This is a genomic window from Pseudomonas jessenii (genome assembly GCF_002236115.1).
Lineage (GTDB): Bacteria > Pseudomonadota > Gammaproteobacteria > Pseudomonadales > Pseudomonadaceae > Aquipseudomonas > Aquipseudomonas jessenii.
The window spans coordinates 191,243-214,600 of sequence record NZ_NIWT01000006.1; the positions used below are offsets into that span (position 1 = coordinate 191,243).

The 23,358-nt window shown below is 57.0% G+C and carries 23 protein-coding genes, 3 tRNA genes and 1 pseudogene; 6 read left to right on the top strand and 21 right to left on the bottom strand.

All coding sequences use genetic code 11. The annotated features are described in order from the left end of the window. The first annotated feature begins 19 nt into the window (after positions 1-19). The 4 genes from PSJE_RS20990 to rffA all read left to right on the top strand — a co-directional run bounded on the left by PSJE_RS20990 (position 20) and on the right by rffA (position 3,440). Entirely contained in the window at positions 20-940 is a 921-nt protein-coding gene (locus PSJE_RS20990) for a glycoside hydrolase family protein (protein WP_090452566.1), read from the top strand. 5 nt (positions 941-945) lie between these two features. Beyond that, positions 946-1,356, top strand: a complete 411-nt coding sequence (locus PSJE_RS20995; RefSeq protein ID WP_090452568.1) for a GtrA family protein — start codon at positions 946-948, stop codon at positions 1,354-1,356. A gap of 68 nt (positions 1,357-1,424) precedes the next feature. Beyond that, positions 1,425-2,225 carry a class I SAM-dependent methyltransferase gene (locus PSJE_RS21000; protein WP_224795443.1) on the top strand — a complete coding sequence of 267 codons (801 nt, stop codon included), beginning with the start codon at positions 1,425-1,427 and terminating at the stop codon, positions 2,223-2,225. Positions 2,226-2,297: 72 nt separating this feature from the next. Continuing rightward, on the top strand, positions 2,298-3,440 hold the full coding sequence (gene rffA / locus PSJE_RS21005) for a dTDP-4-amino-4,6-dideoxygalactose transaminase (protein ID WP_090452572.1): 1,143 nt from the start codon (positions 2,298-2,300) through the stop codon (positions 3,438-3,440). 312 nt (positions 3,441-3,752) lie between these two features. Here rffA and PSJE_RS31325 read toward each other — a convergent pair. From PSJE_RS31325 to PSJE_RS21060, 12 genes and pseudogenes are all read right to left on the bottom strand, one after another. Continuing rightward, positions 3,753-3,905: transfer RNA gene (locus PSJE_RS31325), tRNA-Thr, on the bottom strand. Positions 3,906-3,934: 29 nt separating this feature from the next. Next, on the bottom strand, positions 3,935-4,699 hold the full coding sequence (locus PSJE_RS21010) for an MltR family transcriptional regulator (protein WP_090452574.1): 765 nt from the start codon (positions 4,697-4,699) through the stop codon (positions 3,935-3,937). A 64-nt stretch (positions 4,700-4,763) separates the two neighbouring features. Continuing rightward, positions 4,764-5,357: pseudogene (locus PSJE_RS31705) on the bottom strand (site-specific integrase); the annotation flags it as partial. Positions 5,358-6,078: 721 nt separating this feature from the next. Further along, positions 6,079-6,525 (bottom strand): hypothetical protein, encoded by a 447-nt coding sequence (locus PSJE_RS21020; protein ID WP_090452576.1) that lies wholly within the window; start codon positions 6,523-6,525, stop codon positions 6,079-6,081. Beyond that, a complete protein-coding gene (locus PSJE_RS21025) occupies positions 6,522-7,028 on the bottom strand; it encodes a hypothetical protein (RefSeq protein ID WP_090452578.1) in 507 nt (168 codons plus the stop codon). Before PSJE_RS21025 ends, PSJE_RS21020 begins: the two co-directional genes overlap by 4 nt. Positions 7,029-7,208: 180 nt before the next feature. Further along, positions 7,209-7,284: transfer RNA gene (locus PSJE_RS21030), tRNA-Thr, on the bottom strand. Positions 7,285-7,362: 78 nt separating this feature from the next. Then, on the bottom strand, positions 7,363-8,187 hold the full coding sequence (locus PSJE_RS21035; protein ID WP_090452580.1) for an FkbM family methyltransferase: 825 nt from the start codon (positions 8,185-8,187) through the stop codon (positions 7,363-7,365). Between the two features lie 343 nt (positions 8,188-8,530). Further along, complete coding sequence (locus tag PSJE_RS21040) at positions 8,531-9,760, bottom strand: methyltransferase (protein ID WP_090452582.1); 1,230 nt, start codon at positions 9,758-9,760, stop codon at positions 8,531-8,533. Beyond that, positions 9,741-10,430 carry an ABC transporter permease gene (locus PSJE_RS21045; protein ID WP_057712426.1) on the bottom strand — a complete coding sequence of 230 codons (690 nt, stop codon included), beginning with the start codon at positions 10,428-10,430 and terminating at the stop codon, positions 9,741-9,743. Before PSJE_RS21045 ends, PSJE_RS21040 begins: the two co-directional genes overlap by 20 nt. Further along, on the bottom strand, positions 10,427-11,122 hold the full coding sequence (locus PSJE_RS21050) for an ABC transporter permease (RefSeq protein ID WP_015093060.1): 696 nt from the start codon (positions 11,120-11,122) through the stop codon (positions 10,427-10,429). The genes PSJE_RS21045 and PSJE_RS21050 overlap by 4 nt, the downstream gene beginning before the upstream one ends. Before the next feature lie 72 nt (positions 11,123-11,194). Further along, positions 11,195-11,944, bottom strand: a complete 750-nt coding sequence (locus PSJE_RS21055) for an ABC transporter substrate-binding protein (protein WP_015093061.1) — start codon at positions 11,942-11,944, stop codon at positions 11,195-11,197. 13 nt (positions 11,945-11,957) lie between these two features. Next, on the bottom strand, positions 11,958-12,731 hold the full coding sequence (locus tag PSJE_RS21060) for an ABC transporter ATP-binding protein (protein ID WP_007972784.1): 774 nt from the start codon (positions 12,729-12,731) through the stop codon (positions 11,958-11,960). A 564-nt stretch (positions 12,732-13,295) separates the two neighbouring features. On the opposite strand from PSJE_RS21060, the gene gabP reads away from it, so the two are divergent. Further along, a complete protein-coding gene (gabP, locus tag PSJE_RS21065) occupies positions 13,296-14,687 on the top strand; it encodes a GABA permease (protein WP_057712424.1) in 1,392 nt (463 codons plus the stop codon). Between the two features lie 71 nt (positions 14,688-14,758). Here the strand turns inward: gabP and PSJE_RS21070 are convergent, their stop codons facing one another. The 4 genes from PSJE_RS21070 to PSJE_RS21085 form a co-directional block, all read right to left on the bottom strand. Then, positions 14,759-15,211, bottom strand: coding sequence for a hypothetical protein (locus PSJE_RS21070; protein ID WP_057712423.1), 453 nt, complete (start codon positions 15,209-15,211; stop codon positions 14,759-14,761). 6 nt (positions 15,212-15,217) lie between these two features. Further along, a complete protein-coding gene (locus PSJE_RS21075) occupies positions 15,218-15,634 on the bottom strand; it encodes a hypothetical protein (protein ID WP_090452584.1) in 417 nt (138 codons plus the stop codon). Positions 15,635-15,672: 38 nt separating this feature from the next. Next, positions 15,673-16,647 (bottom strand): alpha/beta hydrolase family protein, encoded by a 975-nt coding sequence (locus tag PSJE_RS21080; RefSeq protein ID WP_090452585.1) that lies wholly within the window; start codon positions 16,645-16,647, stop codon positions 15,673-15,675. A 68-nt stretch (positions 16,648-16,715) separates the two neighbouring features. Continuing rightward, positions 16,716-17,774 carry a PDDEXK nuclease domain-containing protein gene (locus PSJE_RS21085; RefSeq protein ID WP_057712420.1) on the bottom strand — a complete coding sequence of 353 codons (1,059 nt, stop codon included), beginning with the start codon at positions 17,772-17,774 and terminating at the stop codon, positions 16,716-16,718. Between the two features lie 253 nt (positions 17,775-18,027). On the opposite strand from PSJE_RS21085, the gene PSJE_RS21090 reads away from it, so the two are divergent. Then, a complete protein-coding gene (locus PSJE_RS21090) occupies positions 18,028-18,477 on the top strand; it encodes a hypothetical protein (protein ID WP_057712419.1) in 450 nt (149 codons plus the stop codon). Between the two features lie 30 nt (positions 18,478-18,507). Here PSJE_RS21090 and PSJE_RS21095 read toward each other — a convergent pair whose 3' ends face one another. From PSJE_RS21095 to PSJE_RS21110, 5 genes are all read right to left on the bottom strand, one after another. After that, positions 18,508-19,314, bottom strand: a complete 807-nt coding sequence (locus PSJE_RS21095) for a TSUP family transporter (protein WP_057712418.1) — start codon at positions 19,312-19,314, stop codon at positions 18,508-18,510. 72 nt (positions 19,315-19,386) lie between these two features. After that, a complete protein-coding gene (locus PSJE_RS31710) occupies positions 19,387-19,527 on the bottom strand; it encodes a hypothetical protein (RefSeq protein WP_235863927.1) in 141 nt (46 codons plus the stop codon). A 121-nt stretch (positions 19,528-19,648) separates the two neighbouring features. Beyond that, the gene (locus tag PSJE_RS21100; RefSeq protein ID WP_235863928.1) at positions 19,649-20,467 is read right to left on the bottom strand and encodes a hypothetical protein; all 819 of its coding nucleotides are present in this window, start codon (positions 20,465-20,467) and stop codon (positions 19,649-19,651) included. A 282-nt stretch (positions 20,468-20,749) separates the two neighbouring features. Further along, entirely contained in the window at positions 20,750-22,912 is a 2,163-nt protein-coding gene (locus PSJE_RS32065) for a calcium-binding protein (protein ID WP_090452587.1), read from the bottom strand. A gap of 363 nt (positions 22,913-23,275) precedes the next feature. Next, positions 23,276-23,351 (bottom strand) — tRNA-Phe (locus PSJE_RS21110). Positions 23,352-23,358: the final 7 nt, after the last annotated feature.

A 23,358-nucleotide genomic window follows, 5' to 3' on the forward strand; every position in this document is an offset into this window, starting at 1 on the left:
ATTGGCGTGAAGACATCCCATGTGGAAAAAACTAGGAAAGATATTCTGCGCAGAAGGGCAGAGCGATTGGTTGTATTCTCACGCGATGATTCCCATTGCCGAGCAGGTGGATGGCGACCTGTATCGCATCTATTTCTCATCGCGCGACAAGACTAATCGCGGACACGGCGGCTTCCTCGAGATCGACATGCGGGACCCGACCAAGGTCTTGCGCGTCCATCCGGATCCGGTCCTCGAACCGGGCGACCTCGGATGTTTCGACGACAGTGGCGCCTTGCCCAATTCGATCGTCAACGTCGGTGGCCGCAAGCTGCTGTACTACACCGGGATCAACCTGGGCGTGACGGTGAAGATCCGCAATTCCATCGGCCTGGCCGAATGGAACGAGGCCACCCAGCGCTTCGAGAGGCTGTTCCGCGGCCCCGTCATCGACCGCACCCGCGATCTTCCTCACTTTGTCGCCACCCCCGAGGTGCAGTTCGAGGCCGGACGATTCAGGGCTTGGTTCACCTCCTGTGTGCGCTGGGAGCAAGGCCCTTCGGAAGCGAAGCACTTCTATCATCTCGAGTATGCTGAGTCCGCCGACGGGATCGAGTGGGAGCGCAACGGCACGGTTGCCATCGGGTTCCGTGACGAACACGAGTACGCCCTGGGTGTGCCGCGCGTGCTCAAGGATGCGGACATGTACCGGATGTGGTTCTGCTCCCGGGCCACGAAGGACTGCCCCACCTACCGGATCCGCTACGCGACCTCGTCCGATGGCGTGCAATGGACGCGACACGATGAGCAGGTGGGAATCGACGTATCGGAATCGGGTTGGGATTCGGAGATGATCTGTTACCCGTTCGTCTTCGATCATGCCGGTCGACGCTACATGCTTTATAACGGCAACGGCTATGGCAAGACGGGTTTCGGGATTGCTGTCTGGGGAGACGAGTGATTCTAATGCAGCGCTGGCGGCCCGTGATCAGGCCCATTCTCCGTTACGCAGTCGTCGGCGTCGCCTGCAATGCCATCGGTTATGCGGCCTACCTGGCATTGACGTGGCTGGGCATCCCATTCAAGCTGGCCATGAGCTTCCTGTACGTGCTTGGCATCTGCATCAGCTTCCTGGGCAACCGCAACTGGGCGTTCGAGCATCGCGGCAATGTCGTGGGGACGGCATGGCGCTTCGGCCTGGCGCACGCTGCCGGCTACTTGCTCAACCTGGCCTTGCTAACCGTGTTTGTCGACAAGCTGGGATATCCTCATCAGTGGGTCCAGGCCGCTGCCATTTTCGTTGTAGGAGGTTTCTTGTTCGTCGTCTTCAAGCTATTCGTCTTTCGTCATGATCAACCGGATGGGAACCAAGCGTGAAGATCTGTTCTGAATGCGAGACGCCGTACGCCTCGGAGCAATGGACATGCGTCCAGTGTGGACATCAGGTGGCTCGAAAGAACGGTTTTGCCGCGTTTGCGCCAGAACTCGAGGACAAGCAGGAGGGCTTCAAGGCCGACTTCTACGAGACCTACGCGCATCTTGAAAGCGGCCATTTCTGGTTCCGGGCGCGTGGCAGGTTGATTACATGGGCGCTGACGAAATATGCGCCGCGCATGCGTTCATTTCTGGAAATCGGGTGCGGTACCGGCTTCGTTCTGAGTCGGGTCGCCGTGGCGTTTCCGAAGGCCAGATTGCTTGGCAGCGAGATGTTCTCGACCGGGCTGAAGTTTGCCTCCTCTCGCTTGCCCGGTGCGGAGTTCGTGCAGATGGATGCGCGCGATATCCCTTACATCGACGAGTTCGAAGCGATTGGCGCGTTCGATGTCATCGAGCACATCGAGGCGGATACCGTGGTGCTCCAGCAGATGCACCGTGCCCTGAAGCCCGGGGGAATCATGCTGTTGACCGTGCCCCAGCATCAGTGGCTGTGGAGCCAGGTGGATGAATATTCCTGCCACGTGCGGCGCTACGATGCCGCCGACCTGCATCGCAAGGTGGAAGAGGCGGGGTTTTCCGTCGTGCGCAGCACATCGTTCGTCTCGTTACTGCTGCCGGCGATGATGATTTCACGCGGCGCCAAGAAGCAACAGCGGGGCGATACGAGCGAGACCGCCGAATTAGCGGTACCCAAGGCGCTCAATGTGCTGTTTGGTTTCGTGATGTGGCTGGAGTGTTTGCTCATCAAGGTGGGAGTGAGTTTTCCGGTCGGTGCTTCCAGGCTGCTTGTCGTCCGGAAAAAGAGTTGATGCCCCCCGACTTTGCATAACGACGTGAGTCTAGTTCGACCCGATTAAAATTTGCGTGCGAAGGCTCAAATGATGGAAGACAAAACGATCCAGTTCAATCGCCCCTACATGACGGGGAAAGAACTTTATTACATCGCTGAAGCCAAGTTCGGCAATATCCTCGCCGGTGATGGCCCGTTCACCAAGCGGTGCCATGAGTGGATGATCGAACGTACCGGTTCGAGCAAGGCCTTGCTGACCCACTCGTGCACGGCAGCGCTGGAAATGTCCGCGTTGTTGTTGGACATCCAGTCGGGCGACGAGGTCATCATGCCCTCGTTCACGTTCGTTTCCACGGCCAATGCCTTCGTTTTGCGCGGCGGCGTTCCCGTGTTCGTCGATATCCGTCCGGATACCCTGAACCTGGATGAGACGCTGATCGAGGCGGCCATCACGCCGCGCACCAAGGCAATCGTGCCGGTTCATTATGCGGGCGTGAGTTGCGAGATGGATACGATCATGGAGATCGCCCAGCGTCACAACCTGAAGGTGGTCGAGGATGCGGCGCAGGGGGTCATGGCCGCTTACAAGGGGCGGGCTCTGGGCAGTATCGGGGACTTCGGCGCCTTCAGCTTCCATGAGACCAAGAACGTCATTTCGGGCGAGGGCGGCGCATTGCTCGTCAATGATCCTGCGTATGTGTTGCGCGCAGAAGTCATCCGCGAAAAAGGCACTGACCGTAGCCGTTTCTTCCGCGGCGAGGTCGACAAATACACTTGGCAGGAAGTCGGGTCGTCATTCCTTCCAGGGGACGTGACTGCCGCGTTTCTCTGGGCGCAGTTGGAAGAGGCCGAACACATCACGCAGGCGCGGCTTGCCATCTGGCAGCGGTATCACGAATTGCTGGCGCCGCTGGAAACCAGCGGGGCGCTGCGCCGTCCTATCGTGCCAGCCGACTGCCAGCACAACGCGCACATGTACTACGTGCTGCTGCCCGCAGACGTGCCGCGACAACCGGTGCTCGATGGCCTCAAGCGAGAGGGAATCAATTCGGTCTTCCATTACGTGCCCCTGCACTCCTCGCCGGCTGGCCAGCGTTACGGCCGTGTCCATGGCGCCATGGACAACACGGTGAACCTCTCGGAGCGCTTGCTGCGACTGCCGTTGTGGGTAGGTATGTCGGTCGAGCAGCAGGAACGTGTGGTGGAAGTCTTGCGGGACGAACTGTGTCGCTGATTCGACAAGCACTCTTGCCGGAGTTCGGCACGATCCCGAGTCCGGGTTTTATCGCAGCAGCTTTCGGCTCGGCGCGTTCTTTGTAGCCCAGGAAGGCCAAGCACTGCGCCAGTGTGTGTGCTTGTCGCGTGGGAAACCGCCTCGGGCAAGTTGCTTTTCGTTCAGTTTGAACAGCAGGGAGGGTGCAGCGAGGTGCCAGTCAAAAAGGCTGCCGCCACCTCCAGTCAACTGAGAAGCTGTGACCAAATCCGGTGTGAAACCCCAGAAACGAAAAAGGCCCACCGTAAGGTGAGCCTAAGTCGTTGTTCTGTATGGTGCCGGCACCAGGAATCGAACCCGGGACCTACTGATTACAAGTCAGATATATTTAATAGTAAAATCAATAAGTTATGATGATTTGTCTTGCGTCATACCTAGGCCTGAGACCCTATAAGCAGCAGGCCGGTATGACCTTATTACGCTTGCTGCTCAAAGTCATAGGTGCAAGATAGGGGTCAATGTTCTTCAGCAATTTTCTCTAGGATTTCTTTTTGTAGCTGAATGATGGCGCGTTCGTCATCGTCCGAAACGGCGCCTGTCAGGTACTCAGTTCTACTATGAAATCTGGTCAGTACCTGTCTGTAAAATGCGAGTTCTTCGCCGATTGCTGACTGCATAGGGATACAGATTTCGAAAAATTGCTGTCTTGCATACGTAAGCTGCTCGTTGAAATCCCCTGGGAACCCAAAAAAAATTTCACATCCCGTATGTGTCACTTCACCGCCGTGCTCGGCTATGCGAATGGCTGCGGCATTTAGAGTGAGCAGTAGCGCATAACCTGAAGATCTTAATTTATCATTTGCGGTCGCTGGATATACATGGAGGAGTGGGCTGTAGTTCATGGATCTTATATGCCCAGACACTCTTTGATCAGCTAACGAAATCGGTTGCCAGCTGTGCGCAAAATAATTTCTAATTTTGCGCAACTGCTCTAAATCGCTGAACTGCTCCTTGGTGATAAGGCCGAGCGAGTAAACTGCTTTGATGCGTGATGAAAAATTACCCAGTGGAGCATTGAAGCCGTCCACTAGCTGATTTGATGTAGCAGTCGGAAGCATGAACGCTTTAAGCAAAGTACCAAGGGCTTCCTCTGCGAAAGCTGCTAAGGATAAAACTAATCCACGATCATCTAAGTTGTGAAGAGTATTCCCCAACGAATTCAGATCTCGGAAGATGTCGTCTTCCATCGCTTCCAATCTTTCTTCTTCCTTGCCTTCCATCAAAACAAGCTCCTGGTTGTGCTGTCATTTAACTGAGTCCGCAGAAGTGATCGGACTCGTGTATTCAATCGGCTGCTGGGGACACTATCGAAATACTTAGGTCATAGACGTCCATCATTTTCGGATCCCTGTGGCCGCTGGCTTCCTGTTTGTTTGCCCTGGTGCCGGTCGTGTCAGCGATGCCTCGCCGCTTCAAATCATGTAACGCGAAGCGATCCTCAGGATCAATGTTCCCATCCGCAATCGCCAAAGTGATGAATCGCTGTCATGCAGTGTCGAGGCTCGTTTTTCGAAGGGGGCCACCGTGGTTGGCCACGATGATAAAGCGCTTCGACGGCGCGATTGGGATTGGCGTTTTCCGACGTTCCCAAGTTCTGGCGCGTAAGGCCATTGCGCCATCCCACACCGCACGTAGGCTCGGTGTCCATCGGACAATATTGTCTAGACTGCCCTTGCGCCGGTTAGTCAGTATTCCTTCTTCCAGCTCTCTGGAGTCCGTGAGTGTCACGACCTCGATGCCACGTAGTCTGCATAGGTAGGCCAGTTCCATTGCGCTGGCCAGATACTCGGGACAACCACCTGGCTCGTTGCGGGCCAATCGCCCGCGTGCTGTGGCGCGATCAATCAGGATATGGATATGACTCGGCGCGCGCAGTCGTCCCCCCCACCACGTCTGCGGGCTAAATGTGTCGTTTTTTCTGCGTACCTGCACCCAGCCCAAACCGGCTCAGGCTGGGGGCTGTGTCCGCGAATGTGGGGTGGAAAAAGCCTGCGGATCCCTGCACGAGTGGGATGAATGCCAAGGCTTGTCACGGCGGTCTCAGGTGGCGATTTTCAGAGGTCGCTCGGGAAAGTGGTTAGTTTTTCAAAATGGGGCGGGAGGCATTCTGCAGACCCTGTATTTACTGGGGTTGCGGGATAACTTTGGGGGGGGGGTTATGGTTAGGTTGAGGGTTAGCAAATTTTAAGTTATTGATACATAAGGAATTTATTTACTGTATTTTAACATCTATAAAGGTTAGGAAATAACCCAGTGCTAACCAAAACCTAACCTACGGCACTCGTCGCAAAGCCAAGCAACACAAGGCTTTCAGGGCAGTCAGTCAAAAACTAACCGTCCTAACCGTTTTCCGATGGGTCAACATGAAAAGCCGAAAGCGCCTAGGGGGTGGGCGCTGGCACAGGTCCGTCAGATGTTGTGCACTCATGCTGGTGCGCAAACACTTCCGGACTTCAGTCACTGTCACCAAAACTGTCACCAGTTCTACGCAACGTCACCTCGATACCGCTGGAAGCCTTGAAAATAGTGGAGTGGGTGATGGGAGTCGAACCCTCGTTATCAGCTTGGGAAACTTGGGGTGGTGGGCAACAGCTCAGGTTCAAAATAATCTAGGTTGTTTCTCTTTCTGCGAAACACCTTGGAATTTCGGCTCGGGCGGCGCGCTCAGCCCAATCGCACCAATTTCAACAATCATAGGAGCCAAGCTCCTATTCTGAAAAATTGTGTGATCCTTTCCCCAGTGGATCGAAATAACGCGTGCGCCAGGCGGTGCTTTTAGTTCATCTGGTGCTGGTTGGATTCTGGTCGACCCTGCCGCTGTATAAACAATAATCCAGTCGCCTTCGTTCACATGTTCATAGCCGAACCAAAGCATGTGATCTTTAACTGGTGTCGTCTGACCTTCCAAGCCTGTTAGGCCGATAATTAGGAGAAAATCTGCAAGGTTGCAATTTTGTTCTACGAAGATCGCAATGTGCTCTTCGTTCGGAATTCCATGGTCGGCCACATGAACGATATCAAGGCTTTCAACCTGTCCAATACTCATTCTGATTTACCTCGAAATCCGAAAAAATTGACTGCGAGCAGAGCAGTTGCAGCAATGGCGATAACAACCGAAAAGTTTAGGTTGCCTTTATAGAGATCAATCGCTACTGAGAAGAGAATGGGACTCAAAAACGCGCAGGTCTGTTTAATCTTGCTTGTACTGCGCAGGCTTTCCAGTCGTTCGTCAAGCTGAACTTTCTGAATTTTGAGAGCGTTGAGTTCTTCTGTCACCGCTTCAAATTTAATCTGGATTGCAGACGCGGAAGACTTTGCCTGTTCTTTTTCATGCGAAAGATGATTCACCATCGCAGTGAACATTGGAGCGCCCAGTTCACCTCCGAACTTGTTCGGTCTAGCAGCTGCTAGACCGATCATTGCCCGTTCCATGTACTGCCCAGTTAAGGGGGGGGTCGCAGATTCCCCGATATCCTCAACGCGGCCGGCTTTTTGGGTGCCACTTACACCATTATCGGAAGCGATCGGCGCTAGGTCACTGCTGTCCATGCATTCACCTGAAAGGTTGCGGACCTGCCTATATAAATGCAGGAGGATCGAAGAAGATCTCTGACCGTGCACCCTAATGCTAATGGAAGGTGATGGGCCGTTTAGACAAGCTTATTACGTAGCTTGTTACGTTATCCACAAACGACAAGGGCCTGCATTTCTGCAAGCCCTTGTTTTGTATGGTGCCGGCACCAGGAATCGAACCCGGGACCTACTGATTACAAGTCAGTTGCTCTACCATCTGAGCTATACCGGCGTGTCAGGGCGACGATTATAGCGATTGGTTGGCTTCTGTAAACCCCTGAATTATGACTATTTTTGCGCTGGCTTCAGGTCAGGCGCGCAGCAGGGTTTTCTTGAGTTTCTGGATGGCTTGCCAGGTTCGACTGTTTTGCATCGCGCGCAGCTGTGCTTCGGCCTGTTCGGCGCGTTGCAGGGCGGCGGCGAGTTGGTGTTCGATGTCGCCGACAGGGTGGCTGAAGTTGTGGCCTTTGCAGAACTGGAACTCGTCCAGGTTGCACGGCGGGATGTCGAAGGCGGGTTTGAGGTTCAGGTGTTCTTCGGCGAGGTAGTAGGTGTTGATGCCGTCGAACAGGATGGAGTGGTAGCCGGCGTCGGTGACGAGGGTTTCCCAGGCCTGGTCGCGGGCCCAGGGGGTTTCGATAAGGATCACCCATGGCCGCCATTGGCTGAAGTCCATGCCGCGCAGGACGGTTTCTTCGTGGCCTTCGACATCGATTTTCAGGAAGTGAATGGCGCGGCCCTGGGCGTGTTCTTCGCAGATGGAGGCCAGGGTGCGGGACTTGATCGTTTGGCTGCGCACGTCCATGCCGGCGTCTCGGTGCAGTTTGGCCATGGCCGGGTCCAGGGTCGAAAGGCCGGTGCCGGCGATGCCGTAGAAGGTCAGTTCGTCAGCACTTTCCCCGGCCGCGCACTGCAGGTTGGTGTCTTTGGGGCGTTGCTGGCTCAGGGCTTCGAAATAGTTGGGCATCGGTTCGACGTTGATGCCGGTCCAGCCGTTGTCGTAGAACGCCTTGGTGACGGAGTCATGGGTGGGATCGTTTGCCCCGACGTCGATGTAGAAGCCGTTCTCGACGGTTTTGAGGGCGCGCCACAGGCGTATGTCTTCGAAATTCTGTGCGTAGGAAATGAACGTCACTGGCGCATCCTGTCGGAGGAATGTTCTTGTTCGTGGCCGCGCTGCCGGCGCCCTTGCGTGTGTGTATATCAAGAGTAATGAAAGGGTGCAATTTCCTCTGTCTGCGATCCGGGATTAGGCATTTATGTCGTTTTGATTAAATGCTTATGCACAATGCCATTGGCAGCGCACTGGGTTTAGGTCGAAATTGTGGATCCGTTCTCGTTTGTTCGCAAATACCTGTTTTTTCGATTTTTTATGCGAGTGTATAAAAAATGAACAGTGTGGATTTAGCCCTGAAACAGGCGTGGATATTGGATCCACGATTATTTCATCAACAGAGTTATCCACAGGTCGGATGTATTTAAGCGCGTTCGGCCAGGAGCAGGAAATTACGCGGCGTGAGCGGAGTTTCGCAGAAGGTGCCGACACGGGCGCTGTAGCCCTGCTCGGTGAGGAAAAGTGCCCGGTCAAGGACCAGCCAAAGCTCCAGTGGGCGTCGGAAAAGTCCGCGTAGTAGTTCAAGGTTGCGCACTTCGGCCAGTCGCTGCCAACCGGCGGCTTCGAGGGCTGGCCAATCTTGCGGGCCGATTGTGGATAACTCTTTGAGAGTGGCCAGATGATGGCAGTAATCGGCGAAGGGTTTGTCCAGCCAGGCGCTGGGCAGGGAAGGGGTTGGCAGGTACTCGTCAATGCCGCGTAGTTGCCGTTGCAGCAAGTCGAAGCCCAGGCGCCGGGCCATGGAGGTGTCGCGTTGACGTCGCACGCGGGCACCGGCGGTAACGGTTTCGCTCATGGGCAACGCGAGGTCGTCGAGGGAAAGCTGTAAGCCGGAGCCTTGGGCGGCCGAGGAAATCGGTGAGTATTGGGCAAGACTGATCCGGTTGTAGCAACACGGCGCGATGGCGAGCTGTTTGCAGCCTGTGACGCTGGCGAGTTGAATCAGCCGCACATGCAAATCACCGCAGGCGTGAAGCGCGACGGGCGTGTGATACGCACCCAGTAAACAAGCTGCGTCTGCCGCGAGCACATCTTGTTCGATATGCAGCGCATGCAGGTGATGGCGCTGGCTGAGTGCCTGGCCGCTGGTTACCAGTGCCGGGTCGTATTCCAGGCACGTCAGTTGTTGCCCCGGTTGCAGTAGGCGGCGGCCCAGATGTCCTTTACCCGAGCACCAGTCCATCCAATGCTGCGGTGCTTCAGAAAACTGCAACCGACTGGCGAAGGCTTCGATCTGTTGCCATTTGCGCCCCGGTACATCGACGTTCAACCGATGGCCCGCCGCTTCGAGTGTGCGAGCCGGCAACTCATCCACGGTACTCAAGGCAGCGGACATTGTTGCCAGGGAAGCAAAGGGCTCCGGTGCATTCAGAAGGGCAGGTTGGTTGTGAGCGTTTTCCGCGTCTTCCAGCGACCGCTTGCGTAGCCATGCGGCCAGCTCCGGGTAGGACGCTTCCCAGGGAAGATGCCGATGAGTGAACGGTCGGGGTTTCCACAGTGCCTGATGCTCTGTCAGAAAAGCATCCAGCGCAGTGAAACGGGCGAGCAGGGCCTCGCCCGTCAACACGCCGGTATCAACGCCCTTGGCAGGCATCGACGCGCAACCAGCGCTCCAGCAGCTTGAAGCCACGCACCAGCACGTAAGCCATTACCAGATAGAACATGCCCGCGGCGAAGAAGATCTCCACCGGCAGGTAGGTCCGGGCAATGATGGTGCGGGCCATGCCGGTCAATTCCAGCAGGGTCACGGTGCTGGCCAGGGCGCTGGCCTTGAGCATCAGGATCACTTCGTTGCTGTAGGCCGGCAGGCCGATGCGCGCGGCGCGCGGCAGCATGATGTAGAACAGCGCTTTTGGTTTGGACATGCCCAGTGCCCGTGCCGCTTCGATCTCGCCCGGTGGAATCGCCTGGATGGCGCCCCGCAGGATTTCCGCAATGTAGGCCGCGGTGTGCAAGGTCATGGTCGCCGTGGCGCACCAGAACGGATCGCGCAGGTACGGCCACATCGAACTGTTACGGATCGCGTCGAACTGCGCCAGGCCGTAGTAGACCAGGAACAGCTGAACCAGCAACGGCGTGCCACGGAAAAAGAAGATGTAGCCGTAGGGAAATGCCCGCACCCACCACAGGCGCGACGAGCGGGCGATGCCCAGTGGAATGGCCAGCAGCAAACCGGCGATCACGGCGATGGCCACCAGTTCCAGGGTCAGGGTTGCGCCCTGGGCCAGTTTCGGCAGCCACTTGATGATGACTTCCCAGTTCATTGGGTGCTCCTCGCGAAGCCGCGAGCGGCACGTTTTTCCAGGAAGTGCATGCCGGTCATCGCCAGCACCGTCAGGCTCAAGTACATGAACGCGGCCACCATATAGAAGGTGAACGGTTGCTTGGAGACGGTCACGCCGATTTGCGCATGACGCATGATTTCTTCCAGGCCGATCACCGACACCAGCGCGGTGTCCTTCATCAGGATCATGAACAGGTTGCCCAGGCCGGGCAGGGCGATGCGCCACATCTGCGGCATGATCAGCCTGGTGAAGATGCGCCATTTCGACAGGCCCAGGGCCACGCCGGCTTCACGATGGCCTTTGGGGATGGCGAGGATCGCACCGCGAAACACTTCCGTGGCGTAGGCGCCGAAGCACAGGCCCAACGCAATCACGCCAGCGGCGAAGGCGTTGAGTTCAAGGTCGGGGTTGCCGAAGAACTCGCCCAGGGCACGCATCAGGTTGACCGTGCCGAAGTAGATCAACAGCACCCAGAGCAATTCCGGGATACCGCGAACCAGGGTCGAATAAGTGCCGCCAAGCCATTGCAGCGGCTTGTACGGGGAAGTCTTGGCCAAGGCGCCGAGCAGACCGAGTACCAGCCCCAGGCACAAGGCCGAGAGTGCCAGTTTCACAGTCATCAGCGCGCCAGCGGCGAGCGCCGGGCCGAATCCGTAGAGGTCGATAATCATGGATTTCTTTTCAAATCGCGGCAGGCAAGGCCGAGAACCGGCGCCATCAGGCGCCGGTCAGGCAGGTCAGTATCAATAGATGCTGAACGGGAAGTACTTGTCGTTGATCTTCTTGTAGGTGCCGTCAGCGACGATTTCTTTCAGCGCGGTGTTCAGCTTCTCGCGGATCGGGTCTTTCTTGCGCACGGCAATACCGATCTTGTCGCTCTCTTCCACCGGGTCACCCTTGAACTCGTAGCTACGGCCAGCGTCGCTTTTCAGCCATTCGTAGTTGACGTACTTGTCGGCCAGGATGCCGTCCAGGCGGCCGGAAGTCAGGTCGAGGTAGGCGTTTTCCTGGGTGTCGTAGAGCTTGATGGTGATGTCGTCACCATAGTTGTCTTCCAGGAAGGTGCCGGCCAGGGTCGCGCGCTGGGCGCCGATGATCTTGCCTTTGAGCGCGGCCTTGTCGGTTTTGAAGTCGATGTCTTTCTTGGCGATGAACTGCAGCTTGTTGGAGTAGTACGGGTCGGTGAAGTCCACCGCTTGCTTGCGCTCGTCGGTGATCGACATCGAGGAGATCAGGAAGTCGAACTTCTTGGCGTTCAGGGCCGGGATGATGCCGTCCCAGTCGGAGGTCACGACGGTGCACTCGACTTTCATCTTGGCGCACAGGGCGTCGCCGATCTCTTTGTCGAAGCCGACGACATTGCCACTGGCATCTTTATTGTTGAACGGCGGGTAAGCCGCTTCGATGCCCATCTTCAGGGTTTCGGCCATGGCACCGGCGCTGAACGCCAGGGTGACGGCGGCAGCCAGGAAGACCTTTTTGTAGTTCTGCATGTGGGTAGCTCCGTTAGCGGTTGCTGGACATGAATTGTTTGCAGCGCGCCGAAAGCGGGTTTTCGAACACCTGCTGTGGCGATCCTTGCTCTTCTACCAGGCCCTGGTGGAGGAACACCACTTCACTGGAGACCTGACGGGCGAAGCCCATTTCGTGGGTCACGAGCAGCATGGTGCGGCCTTCTTCGGCCAGTGCGCGGATGACATTAAGTACTTCCTGGACCATTTCCGGGTCAAGCGCCGAGGTGGGCTCGTCGAACAGGATGACCTTGGGCTGCATGGCCAGGGTGCGGGCGATGGCCGCGCGTTGTTGCTGGCCACCGGACAACTGCGCCGGGTAGGCATGGCGCTTGTCGGCGATGCCGACCTTGGCCAGCAGGGCTTCGGCCACTTCGATGGCTTCGGCCTTGCTCTGGCCGAGCACGCGGCGCGGGGCTTCGATGATGTTGTCGAGCACACTCATGTGCGGCCACAGATTAAAGTTTTGAAATACAAAACCGATTTCGCTGCGCAGGCGATTGATCTGCTTGCCGTCGGCGGCCACCAGTTCACCGTTCTTCGCGGCCTTGAGCTTGAGTTCTTCGCCGGCGACCAGGATCTGGCCCTGGTGCGGGTTCTCCAGCAGGTTGATGCACCGCAGGAACGTGGACTTGCCGGAGCCGGAGGAACCCAGGATCGAGATCACATCGCCGTCGCGGGCGGTCAGCGAGATGCCTTTGAGCACCTCCAGCGAACCGTAGCGTTTGTGCAAGTTGCGGATTTCAAGCGCGGGCGTGGCCTCAGCCATGTGCGTTCCTCATATATGTTGCGCTCCTGCTGTTGGCGGCCTTCCTGGCGAGGCGGCCAACCTAGCATAGCGTTTCAATGGCAGCCAACAGCGCTACGGACGGTAATCGGCTGGTGTGTGGCAGGTTGTCGCATCGACGCAGCAGACTGTCGCCCCATCAACAACCGAACAGCCGTTTGAACCTTGCCTGTCGATAAAAAGCGCGGTGGCTGCCGCAAAAAAAGGCGCGATGTTGCCAGCTTTGACAGGGTGTTGGAAGCGCTATCCGGCCAAATGCACCGCTTGTGCACTTTTAATGTGCGCGGAGCCCTTTCCAGGTGTGTTTCCGGTGCGCTGATGTATTCGCAAAAGTGGGTCGCAGGGTAACGCTTTGGCAAAGTGCCATTAAATTCAAAGGGTTGCGATGACCGTCCGGTCGAGGCGAGATCGCCGGGCTAGAGGGTTTTGAAATATTTTGGCGCAATTATTGCGTGCAGAATCCAGAACGCCCTGTTGGCTTCTTTTTACGAGAAGGTCCGCCGAACGGGATGCACGCATTCGCTTCTCCTTACAAAGGTAGTTTTAATGAGCAGTACCCAAAGCTCTAATGGCCTCGAACAGGGGCTCAAACCGCGCCACGTGACCATGCTGTCGATTGCCGGGGTTATCGGCGCCGGCTTGTTCGTTGGCTCGGGTCACGCCATCGCCGCTGCAGGTCCGGCTGTTCTGTTGGCTTACGCCGCCGCCGGCATGTTGGTGGTGCTGGTGATGCGCATGCTCGGCGAAATGGCCGTTGCCTCGCCGGACACCGGTTCGTTTTCGACTTACGCCGACCGCGCGATCGGTCACTGGGCCGGCTTCACCATCGGCTGGTTGTACTGGTGGTTCTGGGTTCTGGTGATCCCGTTGGAAGCCAACGCTGCCGCGACCATCTTGCATGCCTGGTTCCCTGGCGTGGACATCTGGGCCTTCGCCCTGGTCATCACGATGCTGTTGACCGTGACCAACCTGTTCAGCGTGAAGAACTACGGTGAATTCGAGTTCTGGTTTGCCCTGATCAAAGTGTTGGCCATCATCGGTTTCATTGTTCTGGGCCTCATGGCGATCTTCGGCTTCCTGCCGGGCAGCCAGGTCAGCGGCGTTTCCCATCTGTTCGACACCCAGGGTTTCCTGCCAAACGGCATGGGCGCGGTGTTGGGTGCCATCCTGACCACCATGTTCTCCTTCATGGGCACCGAGATCGTGACCATCGCGGCCGCGGAATCGAAGAACCCTGGCAAGCAAATCTCCAAGGCCACCAACTCGGTTATCTGGCGGATCGGCTTGTTCTACCTCGTGTCGATCTTCATCGTCGTGGCTCTGGTGCCTTGGAACGACCCGGTACTGGCAAGCCTGGGCTCCTACCAGACTGTACTTGAGCGCATGGGCATCCCTAACGCCAAGATGATCGTCGACATCGTGGTGTTGGTCGCTGTGACCAGCTGCCTGAACTCGGCGCTCTACACCTCGTCGCGGATGTTGTTCTCCCTGGGCAAGCGCGGCGATGCGCCGGCCATGTCCACCCGCACCAACAAAAGTGGCACGCCATACTGGGCGGTGATGCTGTCCACTGGTGCCGCGTTCCTGGCAACATTCGCCAACTACGTAGCTCCGGCTGCGGTGTTCGAATTCCTGCTGGCCAGCTCCGGCGCCATCGCATTGCTGGTGTACCTGGTGATTGCGATTTCGCAACTGCGCATGCGCAAGCAGCGTATAGCGCGCGGGGAGAAAATTGCCTTCAGCATGTGGCTGTTCCCGGGCCTGACCTACGCGGTGATCGTCTTCATCGTCGCGGCCCTGACCATCATGCTGTTCCAGGAAGCCCATCGCGTGGAAATTCTCGCGACCGGCTTGCTCAGTGCTCTGGTGGTAGCGGCCGGCTTGCTGGTGGCTCGCCGTCGCAAACTGGAAAAGCGTGGCGCGGTAGTGCTGAACTGATCCATACCGCGTAACGCAAAACGGCCGCTGTCAGTGATGACAAGCGGCCGTTTTTGTTTGAGTCGTAACCCTTACTCGGCTTTTTCTTCCGGCGCTTCCAGCGACTCACGGTAGACATCCAGTGCGTCACCGAAGTCAGCAATGAACTGCGGTTCGCTCAGCCACGCCTGGGCGGTCTCGCGGTCCATGCCGTCGGCCCACATGCGGTAGTCGATCAGCATGTCGGCGGCCAGGTGGGTGGCGGCCATGCCTTCGTCGTCGGCGTTTTCCATGTCCAGCAGTTCTGGATGGTCGATGATGATAAAGGCCAGGTTCGTCAGCAGCACTGAGAGCATTTCGCTGCGGCTGACGGCTTCCGCGTCGCGCATTTTGCTGAACATCGCCAGGGTGTATTCCGGGATCGGCTCGGCGAGGTGGCCAAGATCATCGTCCAGCGCGGCGGGTTTACGGCCGTGGATATTGATCTGCTTGGCTTTGGCTTTTGCGCGCTTGGCGCGTTTCTGTTGCTTGTTCAGGGAGGCCATGGGAACTCAGTTCGGTTTCTGTTGGGTTTGCGCGGCAATGGCGTCGGACGCCGCCACGTAGTCGGCCTGGAAGGCCGGTGATTCGATCCACGCCAGGGCGCCGGCTTCGTCGGTTTCAGTCGACCATTGGCGATATTCGATCAGCGCAGCAAGGATGAAGTCCATCGCGCCTTCCTCGCCTTCCTGCTCATACACCAGTTCCAGCAACGGGTCTTCGAGGAAGGCCGTGCACAGGGCTTGCTGGCTGATCTTTTCGGCGTCGATCATTTTCTTGAACAGTTCGGTCAGGTCCACCGATTCGAAGTCGATGCGATCGTCGTTCGGGTCCAGTTCCACCGGCGCGGCAGCTCGCTGGGTGCGGTTCTGCTTGGCCTTGGCCTTGGCGCGGGAGGCGCGTTTTTGCTGCTTGTTGGCGGAGGCCATGGGCGTCGTTCCGTAATTCGTTGAAAGGGGCGGGTGGCTCAGCTGCGTGGCACCGTTCGCCCGGGTGTGCCGGGGACCAGTTCGCCGTTTTGCAACCAGGCCAATGCAATGGGCCATAGTGTGGCTTGGTATGCGCTGCGAAAAAAGGCGAAATGTCCGACTTCTTCTTCGCCGATGTCTTCAGGATGGATACGCAGGTGAGAGTTTGTGCTGCCGGTGAAGTAGCCGAGCAGGCGTTCGATGGCCGGGACCGTGCCGTAGGGATCGTCGCTGATGCTGATGGCCAGGGTTTGCGCGGTGACGTCGGCAAAGGGCAACTGCCCGGCGGTTTTGCTGATTGTGCGGCCGCTGGAGCGTTTCTCGTAGCGGGCAGTGGAGAGGCTCCAGTCACGGACCACGCCGGCGGGTGTATCTTCCAGCCAGCCGAGCCGTTTGCCCGGAAAGTAGCCGCACAGCATCGTCACCAGCGGCATCACCACATGCCACTTGCCGAACATCCGCCAGCGATGAGCGGGCGCATAGTCGCGCCAGTAGGCGAATTGCGCACCGACCGTCACCAGACGCCGGATCAGGTGCCCGGACGCCCCCAGACCCGCTGCACAGCCGCCAAAGCTGTGGCCGACCACATCGATAGGCTGTTGGTGGAACTCACGCTGTGCGCGCTTGAGCATCGCCTCGAAATCCAGCGTTCCCCAATCGGTCCACGAGGCTTGAAGACCCTTGAGCGATGCCGGCCGCGACTCGCCGATGCCGCGGTAGTCATAGGTGATGACATCGAAGCCGTGGACGAACAGGTAGTCGGCGAAGCGCGAGTAGTGGCGACAACGGACCGAGGTGGCGGCATTGATGATCACGACCGGACGAGCGGCGTCCCGAGAAGGGTGTCGCCAGGTGAAGCCACCGAGGACAAAGCCGTCTGCAGCGGTTTCCTTGAACGGTTCACCGGACGCAACGCGTTGCAATGGCAACTCGATTTGAGTTGGGACGAGTGAAGGCGTTTCCTGCAAATTCATCGGCGTCGGACCTTTGCGGGTAGCTGCCAACAATAGTCTTGATGTTGTTGATGAACAATCCATTGGCCTCAACGCAGTGGTTGGTCGAGCCGTCGTTCTTCAAGTGCCATCCGCTCCCGATCCAGTGCATTACGGAGTTCCTCTTCGCTCGGCAGGACAAGCTTGTACTTGCTGGCGAGCAGTTGCTCGTTTCCTTCCTGCACTGAGTAATGCACCACGGATTCATCCTTTTGCGCACAGAGAATGATGCCGACGGTGGGGCTGTCCTGCGCGCTGCGTTTCAGGTCGTCGTACATACTCACGTACATGTCCATCTGCCCCAGGTCCTGATGGGTCAGTTCACCGCGCTTGATATCGAAGATGACGAAGCACTTGAGCAGGTAGTTGTAGAACACCAGGTCGATGTAGAAGTCTTTGCTGTCGGTGCTGATGCGTTGTTGGCGGGCAATGAATGCGAAACCCTTGCCCAGTTCCAGCAAGAAGCCCTGCAATTGTTCGATCAGCGCTTGTTCGATCTCGCTTTCCTGAAGCTTGCCGGCATTGGGTAAACCAAGAAACTCCAGTACCACCGGATCACGGATGAAATCCCGAGGGCTGGCCTTCATGTTTTGAATGTGGGTGGCGGCCTCCTGCTTGACGCTGCCGCGATCGCGGCTCGCCAGCAGGCGTTCGTAATACAACGTATTGATCTGGCGCTCCAGCGCTCGGCTTGACCAGTTTTGGGTGGCTGATTCGTTCATGTACCAAAGACGAGCGCTGTCGTTGTCGACCCGAAGCAGGTGGCGGTAGTGGGTCCAGCTCAATTCGTGACGCAGTGCGTCACGAATTGGAAAGGCTTGATAGAACAGACGCATGTACCGAAGGTTGGAAGCGTCAAATCCCTTTCCGAACTCCGCAGTTAGCGTTTTGGCCAAGGTCGACGGTAACTCTTTGCCATACCTGACCCGTCGCGCGCCGTTCTGTTCGAACTCAACGATGTGCCGACCAGTTTGCCAACAGGTTTGCACTTGCACGGTGTCGGCCGCCCGAAGCACTTTCTGGCGTGCCTGAAGGATCAATTTGCCAAGGTTGCCAAGCAGTGATGCGAGATAGGGGTCGTGAGTGTCGTTGGGGGTGGGGGCCGTCATGAGGTCTTCCGCAGCAGGTTGAACAGCGAAAGAGAATGACAAGAGAGCACCTTCGAAGATGCCGGGAGTTGCTGAGAAACAGGCAGGAAATACCGGGCTCTTCGGCAGGACGGGTCCAAATCCGGGCGAGGGCTGAGGAACAAATGGCGTAGTACGTTTCGTACTCAGGCCAAATCAATCTAAAACCCCTCCCTGCGACTGGAAATCCAAAGGATGTAACGATTGGGTTCCGCAGAACCCGGGAGTCGTCATCATGAAATACCTCCATACACTCCTGTTGCCCCTCACCGCTGCAGGCATGCTGATGTTTCCAGCGATGACACCTGCCGCCAGCCTTGAGCCCATCGATAGCCAGGGGGTGCAGGTGCAAAGCCAGGAGCAAAACGGCATCACCTACCTGTCCGGCGGTATCGGCGAGGATGAGTCCAAGGCTATCCAGCAGACCACTGGCTACAACCTGCACATGACGTTCTCTGTCGGGACGGGAAATGAATACACTTCTGACGTGAATGTAGTTATTCAGAAAGCCCCGGGGCAGACCGTACTGACGCTCAATGACGCCGGTCCGCTGGTTTACGTGAAGCTGCCTGCCGGTAAATATACGGTCATTGCGACGCGTAACGGCGAAACACGGCAGGACGTTGCCGATGTTGGCAATGGTGCAGCCCGTAACCTGGTTTTCCACTGGAATGATGCGAGTTAACGAGAGGCTCCGAACCCTGAGTCCTGCGACTCAGGGTTTATCGTGATTAACACCCGCATACGCTTGGATGAGTGCAACGCGTAAAGGGTTGGTTTCTACGCTCAGCAGCTTGATGGCCAAGGCGCAGCAGACCACGATCAACATGGGTTTGATCAACCGTGGTCCGACCCGGACAGCGGCCCGTGCACCCAATTGAGCGCCGATGAAGGCCGCCAAAGCCATGGCTATGGCGATCGGCCAGATAATCACACCTTTAGTGATAAAGACCGATAGAGAGCCGAGATTACATGAGGCGTTGGCAAGCTTGGTAAAGCTCATGGCCCGCATCATGCCCAAGCCGCAGAGCAGTACAAATCCGACAATAAAGAAAGAGCCCACACCGGGGCCAAATATACCGTCGTAAAAACCCAGGATCGGCGCAACGCTAAACGAAAAAAACAGAACACTGATTCTCTTGCGTCGATCTTCATTGGCCAGCTTTGGAGAGAGCGCAAAATAGATGGCTACCAGAATCAGCATGATAGGCACGCAAACTTCCAGATAGCGCTTATCAATAGTGCTGACCAGCAAGGCACCACTGGCGCCGCCAACAAATCCGCAGATAACCAGGAAACGGCCTTCGCGCCACTCGATCATTCCTTTGCGAGCAAAGGTTACCGTTGCTGAAACTGTTGCCGAAGCGGCCTGGAACTTGTTCGTGGCAATTGCACTGATCGGATCTACACCTGCCAGGAACAATGCAGGCAAGGTGATCAAACCGCCACCACCGGCAATCGCATCAAAAAAACCGGCGAAAAAAGCGACGAGCGCCAACATGCCAATTACATCCCAAGACATTGCATTCTCTCTTTATGGTTATTGGCCGGTAATCACATGACTGGTCGTTCAACAGCTGGTGATATAAAAAAATCAGCCCTGCAGCACTAGCGGGTCTTCGGAAACAACGATGGGGCAAGAAAATTTTGAAAGTCCGAAAATACGAACCAAGACCCGTCTGTTGTCTTTGATGACATCGCGACAGTGCAGAGCCCGGATGTTATTGATGACCATGGCCGATTCCTGGTTCAGCGTGTACTCGACCGGAGTTGCTTCACCCACACCTTGGCAAAGGGCAGTGTAAGCCGCTTTCACAAAGGTCGAGGCGTTGTCATTGACCGAAAAACGATACGTGTTAAAGCGGGCTGCGAACCCTGCCTTGTCGTCGAACTCCAGAATCGAAACGTTGCGGCCATCTTCCCCTTTGCCACTGAACAAAGGAGTCACTACGAGTGAACTGGAAGTTACCCGTGGTTAGTGCGAGGCAGTTGGTGACGCCAATTTTTTCGAGTATGGGAGGTAGTGGAATGACTCGCGTAGGCTCCAGGCTCGGGTTCCACAAGGCGGAAAGTATGAGCGACGATGGAGAGGGCGAGTGCCCGTCTTTCGCGTTCACGGCGCACCAGTAGGGCGCCTCTGTATGCGGGCCAAGCGCGAGGCCGGAATGGGAACTCAGTTCCTTGATGTCCGGCTCGGCAGGGATTCTGGTCAGTCCGCCGCCCTTGAAGTTGGCTACCAGTCGAACCAGTTTTCCTTCATTGTCCATGTCGTAGGCAAAGGCACTATTACCCACCAGTTTCAACAAGATCTGATTACGGGCGGCCAGGCAAAGGACGTCGTATCGGTTTTCCAGGGATGTCTGGTCTGGTAATGCATCTGGAGGGGTGGCGTCTGAGATTTTTTGCAGCCCTTCAAAGATCAACGTGCAAACAAGGCCTTCGGAATAGGCATCCAGCAGTTCGCATTGGTCTTTCGAAAACAGGAACGTTAATTCGGTGGCTGCCAGAGAGGCTTTGGACCTGGCTCCTGGTGCTTGAGGCCCGCCGATGGCGGTCAGCTCTTTGGCCAACTTGTGCAGCAATGCTGACTGGCGGATATCAAAGCTGAAAGTCCTGATTTCTTGTTCAGTAAAAAACTCAGCAGTTTCGACGTCTGGTTGAATCACCTCAGTCATTGTCTATATCCCTGTTGTGTATCTGCTCCCGGTTATGCGGCAGCTCCTCCCCCGATTCTGCTCAATTTCATTTTCAGCGTATGTCATCCATTTCCGTTAGAGCATACGGAGTGTTCCGACAGACCCGAGAGACTGCCAGGAAGGGCCGATCACCAATGTCTGAAGCTTTTCGGGACTCAGTCACGGCCAAATTGTTCGCCATTGCAACTGATCCTGCTACCGCAAGAAAAACAAAAGGCTACCCAAGGTAGCCTTTTGTTATGCCAGTACGATCACCCTCTATCAGGCAATCAGATCGGCAGTTTGCAGGTTGCTCACCCCCACCAACTGAATTTCGAACTCAGCGGCAGTGTCGGCGTCGGTGCTGCCGTAGAGGATGCCGCCGGCGAACCGTAGCTGCCCTGCGGCATTGCTGCTGAACGCGCTGGAGCCGATGAAGCTGAACGCATCGTTGGCCACCGTCGCCAGGTTGGCGTCCAGGGTCGACAGGTCGATCTTGTCGCCTTCGATGGTCTTGAAGTCGCCAATGACATCGCGCAGGGCGGCGCCCAGGCCCATTTCACTCAAGGCATTGAAGTCGAATTTGTCGGCCCCGGTGCCACCGTAAAGCTTGTCCAGGCCCGTGCCGCCGATCAACAGGTCGTTGCCGGCTCCACCGGTGAGCGTGTCGTTGCCGGCACCGCCGGTGAGGGTGTTGGCAAGCGCATTGCCGGTCAGTTTGTCGTGATAGTTGCTGCCCGTGAGGTTTTCGAAGTTCAACAGGGTGTCGGAACCGGAACCGCCGGTGGCCTGAGCGGTGGTCAGCCCCAGGTTGACCGTGACCGCAGCAGTGGCATAGGCATAGGACAAGGTGTCGATACCGGCGCCGCCATTGAGGATGTTGTTGCCGGCCCCGGCGTCGATGACGTTGTTGAGGCTGTTACCGGTGCCGTTGGCAATGCCGGTTGCCAGCAGGCGCAGGTTCTCGACGTTGTCACCCAGGGTGTAGGCCCCAAGGAAGCTGTAGACGCTATCGGTGCCGCCGGTGCTGGCCGTGGCATTGGTTTCGCTGACGATATCGCCGGCATTGTCGACGTAGTAGCGGTCGGAGCCATCGCCGCCGATCAGACGGTCGGCACCGGCGGCGCCATTGAGTGAGTCATTGCCGACACCGCCGTTCAGATGATCATTGGCGCGGCCACCTGTAAGCGTGTCGTTGCCCGCGCCACCGTCGATGATCACGCTGCCGGCGCTGGTCCAGGTCAGGGTGTTGGCCAAGGCATCGCCTGTCAGGCTGGAAACCTTGTTGCCGCTCGCGTCAAAACGCTGGGTATAAACGTCAACTTGCCCATTGACCACCGTGGATTCCCAGGCAACCACATAGCCGCCATCGGCCAATGCAGTCACCTGGGAGAACAATTGATTGCCGGTGGTGACAGTGTTGATGCGGGTTTCGGTACCCACCTTGACGCCGCTGGCATTGAACAGTTGGCAGAAGATGCCATTTACATCACCGGTGCCTTGGCCTGCCCAGGTCACCAGATAACCGCCATCCGTCATGGCGGTGACGTTAGGTTCTTCCTGATTGCCTGCGGTGGTGGTGTTGACCCGGGTTTCTACACCCACTTTTACGCCAGCGGCATTGAAAAGCTGTGCGTAGATGTCGCCAGGGGCATCGGTTTCGTCGTTGCCATCGCCATCGTCGGGAGCCGATTGCCAGGTGACGACGTAGTTACCGCTACTCAGAACCTTGACGACGGGGTCTGTCTGATCGTCGGCCACCCTGGTATTGATGCGGATTTCTCCGCCCGATTTGCTGCCGTCGGCCTTGAACCGCTGACCGAAGATGCCGGATGTATCGCCTGTTCCGTTACCTTCCCAAACCACCATCATGCCGCCATCGGCAAGGCCGGTGACAGTAGGGCCATCCTGGTCGTACTGAGTGGTGGTAGAGACGCGTGTTTCTACGCCCACCTTTGCCCCGCTGGCGCTGTAGCGTTGCAGGTAACCGCCCCAGCCGCTGCCGTCCTGACCGTACGAAGCCCAGGACACCACAAAACCGCCGTCCTTGAGCGCGGTGATCTGCGCACTGTCCTGCATGCCGTTTCTGGTTGTGTTGACGATTGACTCACTTCCAACCTTGACGCCATTGGCGTTGTAGATCTGGACGGCGATGTCCGACATATCGTCGAAGGTATCCGATTGCCAGGCGACTACGTAGCCGCCGTTGGCCAATGCGGTAATGGTGGGATCTTCCTGTGCGCTGTTTGTAACGCTATTGACGAGGGCTGGCCCGCCTACCTTCACGCCACTGGCGTTATAGCGCTGGGTGTAGATGTAATCGGTGGTGCTTGTTCCCTGATCGCTCCACGCCACGATGTAACCGCCATCTTTCAGAGCCGTGAGGGAGGGCTCGGAATGATAGCCAGTCGTAGGATTGACGCGGATTTCGCCCAGGGTTGGCATTTGCAAATTCCTTTTACGCAAAGAGAAGGCGGGAATGACCGGCAGTTTACAGGGCAAAACGATGGCGTCAAACTGCCATCATTCAGGCGATCAGAGCGGTAGCTTCGGGCTGCTGGCCCCTGCCAGCTGTGTTTCGAACCAGGCGGCCGAGTCGGCGTCGCTGGATGTGGCTTGGGCGAGTTCTCGGCGATAGCTTCAAGAATCTCGAAAGCTGTTTTTTTGAGAGGAGGGTGTGGGAAAGGCTGGGAGGATGGGTCTGGGAAAGTATTAAGGAGACTGGTCCGGAAATGGTCCGGCGGCCATCAAATCGCAGGCAATAAAAAACCCCAAGGAATCATCTTCGCTTGGGGTTTTTCGGTATTTTGGTGCCCAGAGACGGAATCGAACCGCCGACACGGGGATTTTCAATCCCCTGCTCTACCGACTGAGCTATCTGGGCAACGGGG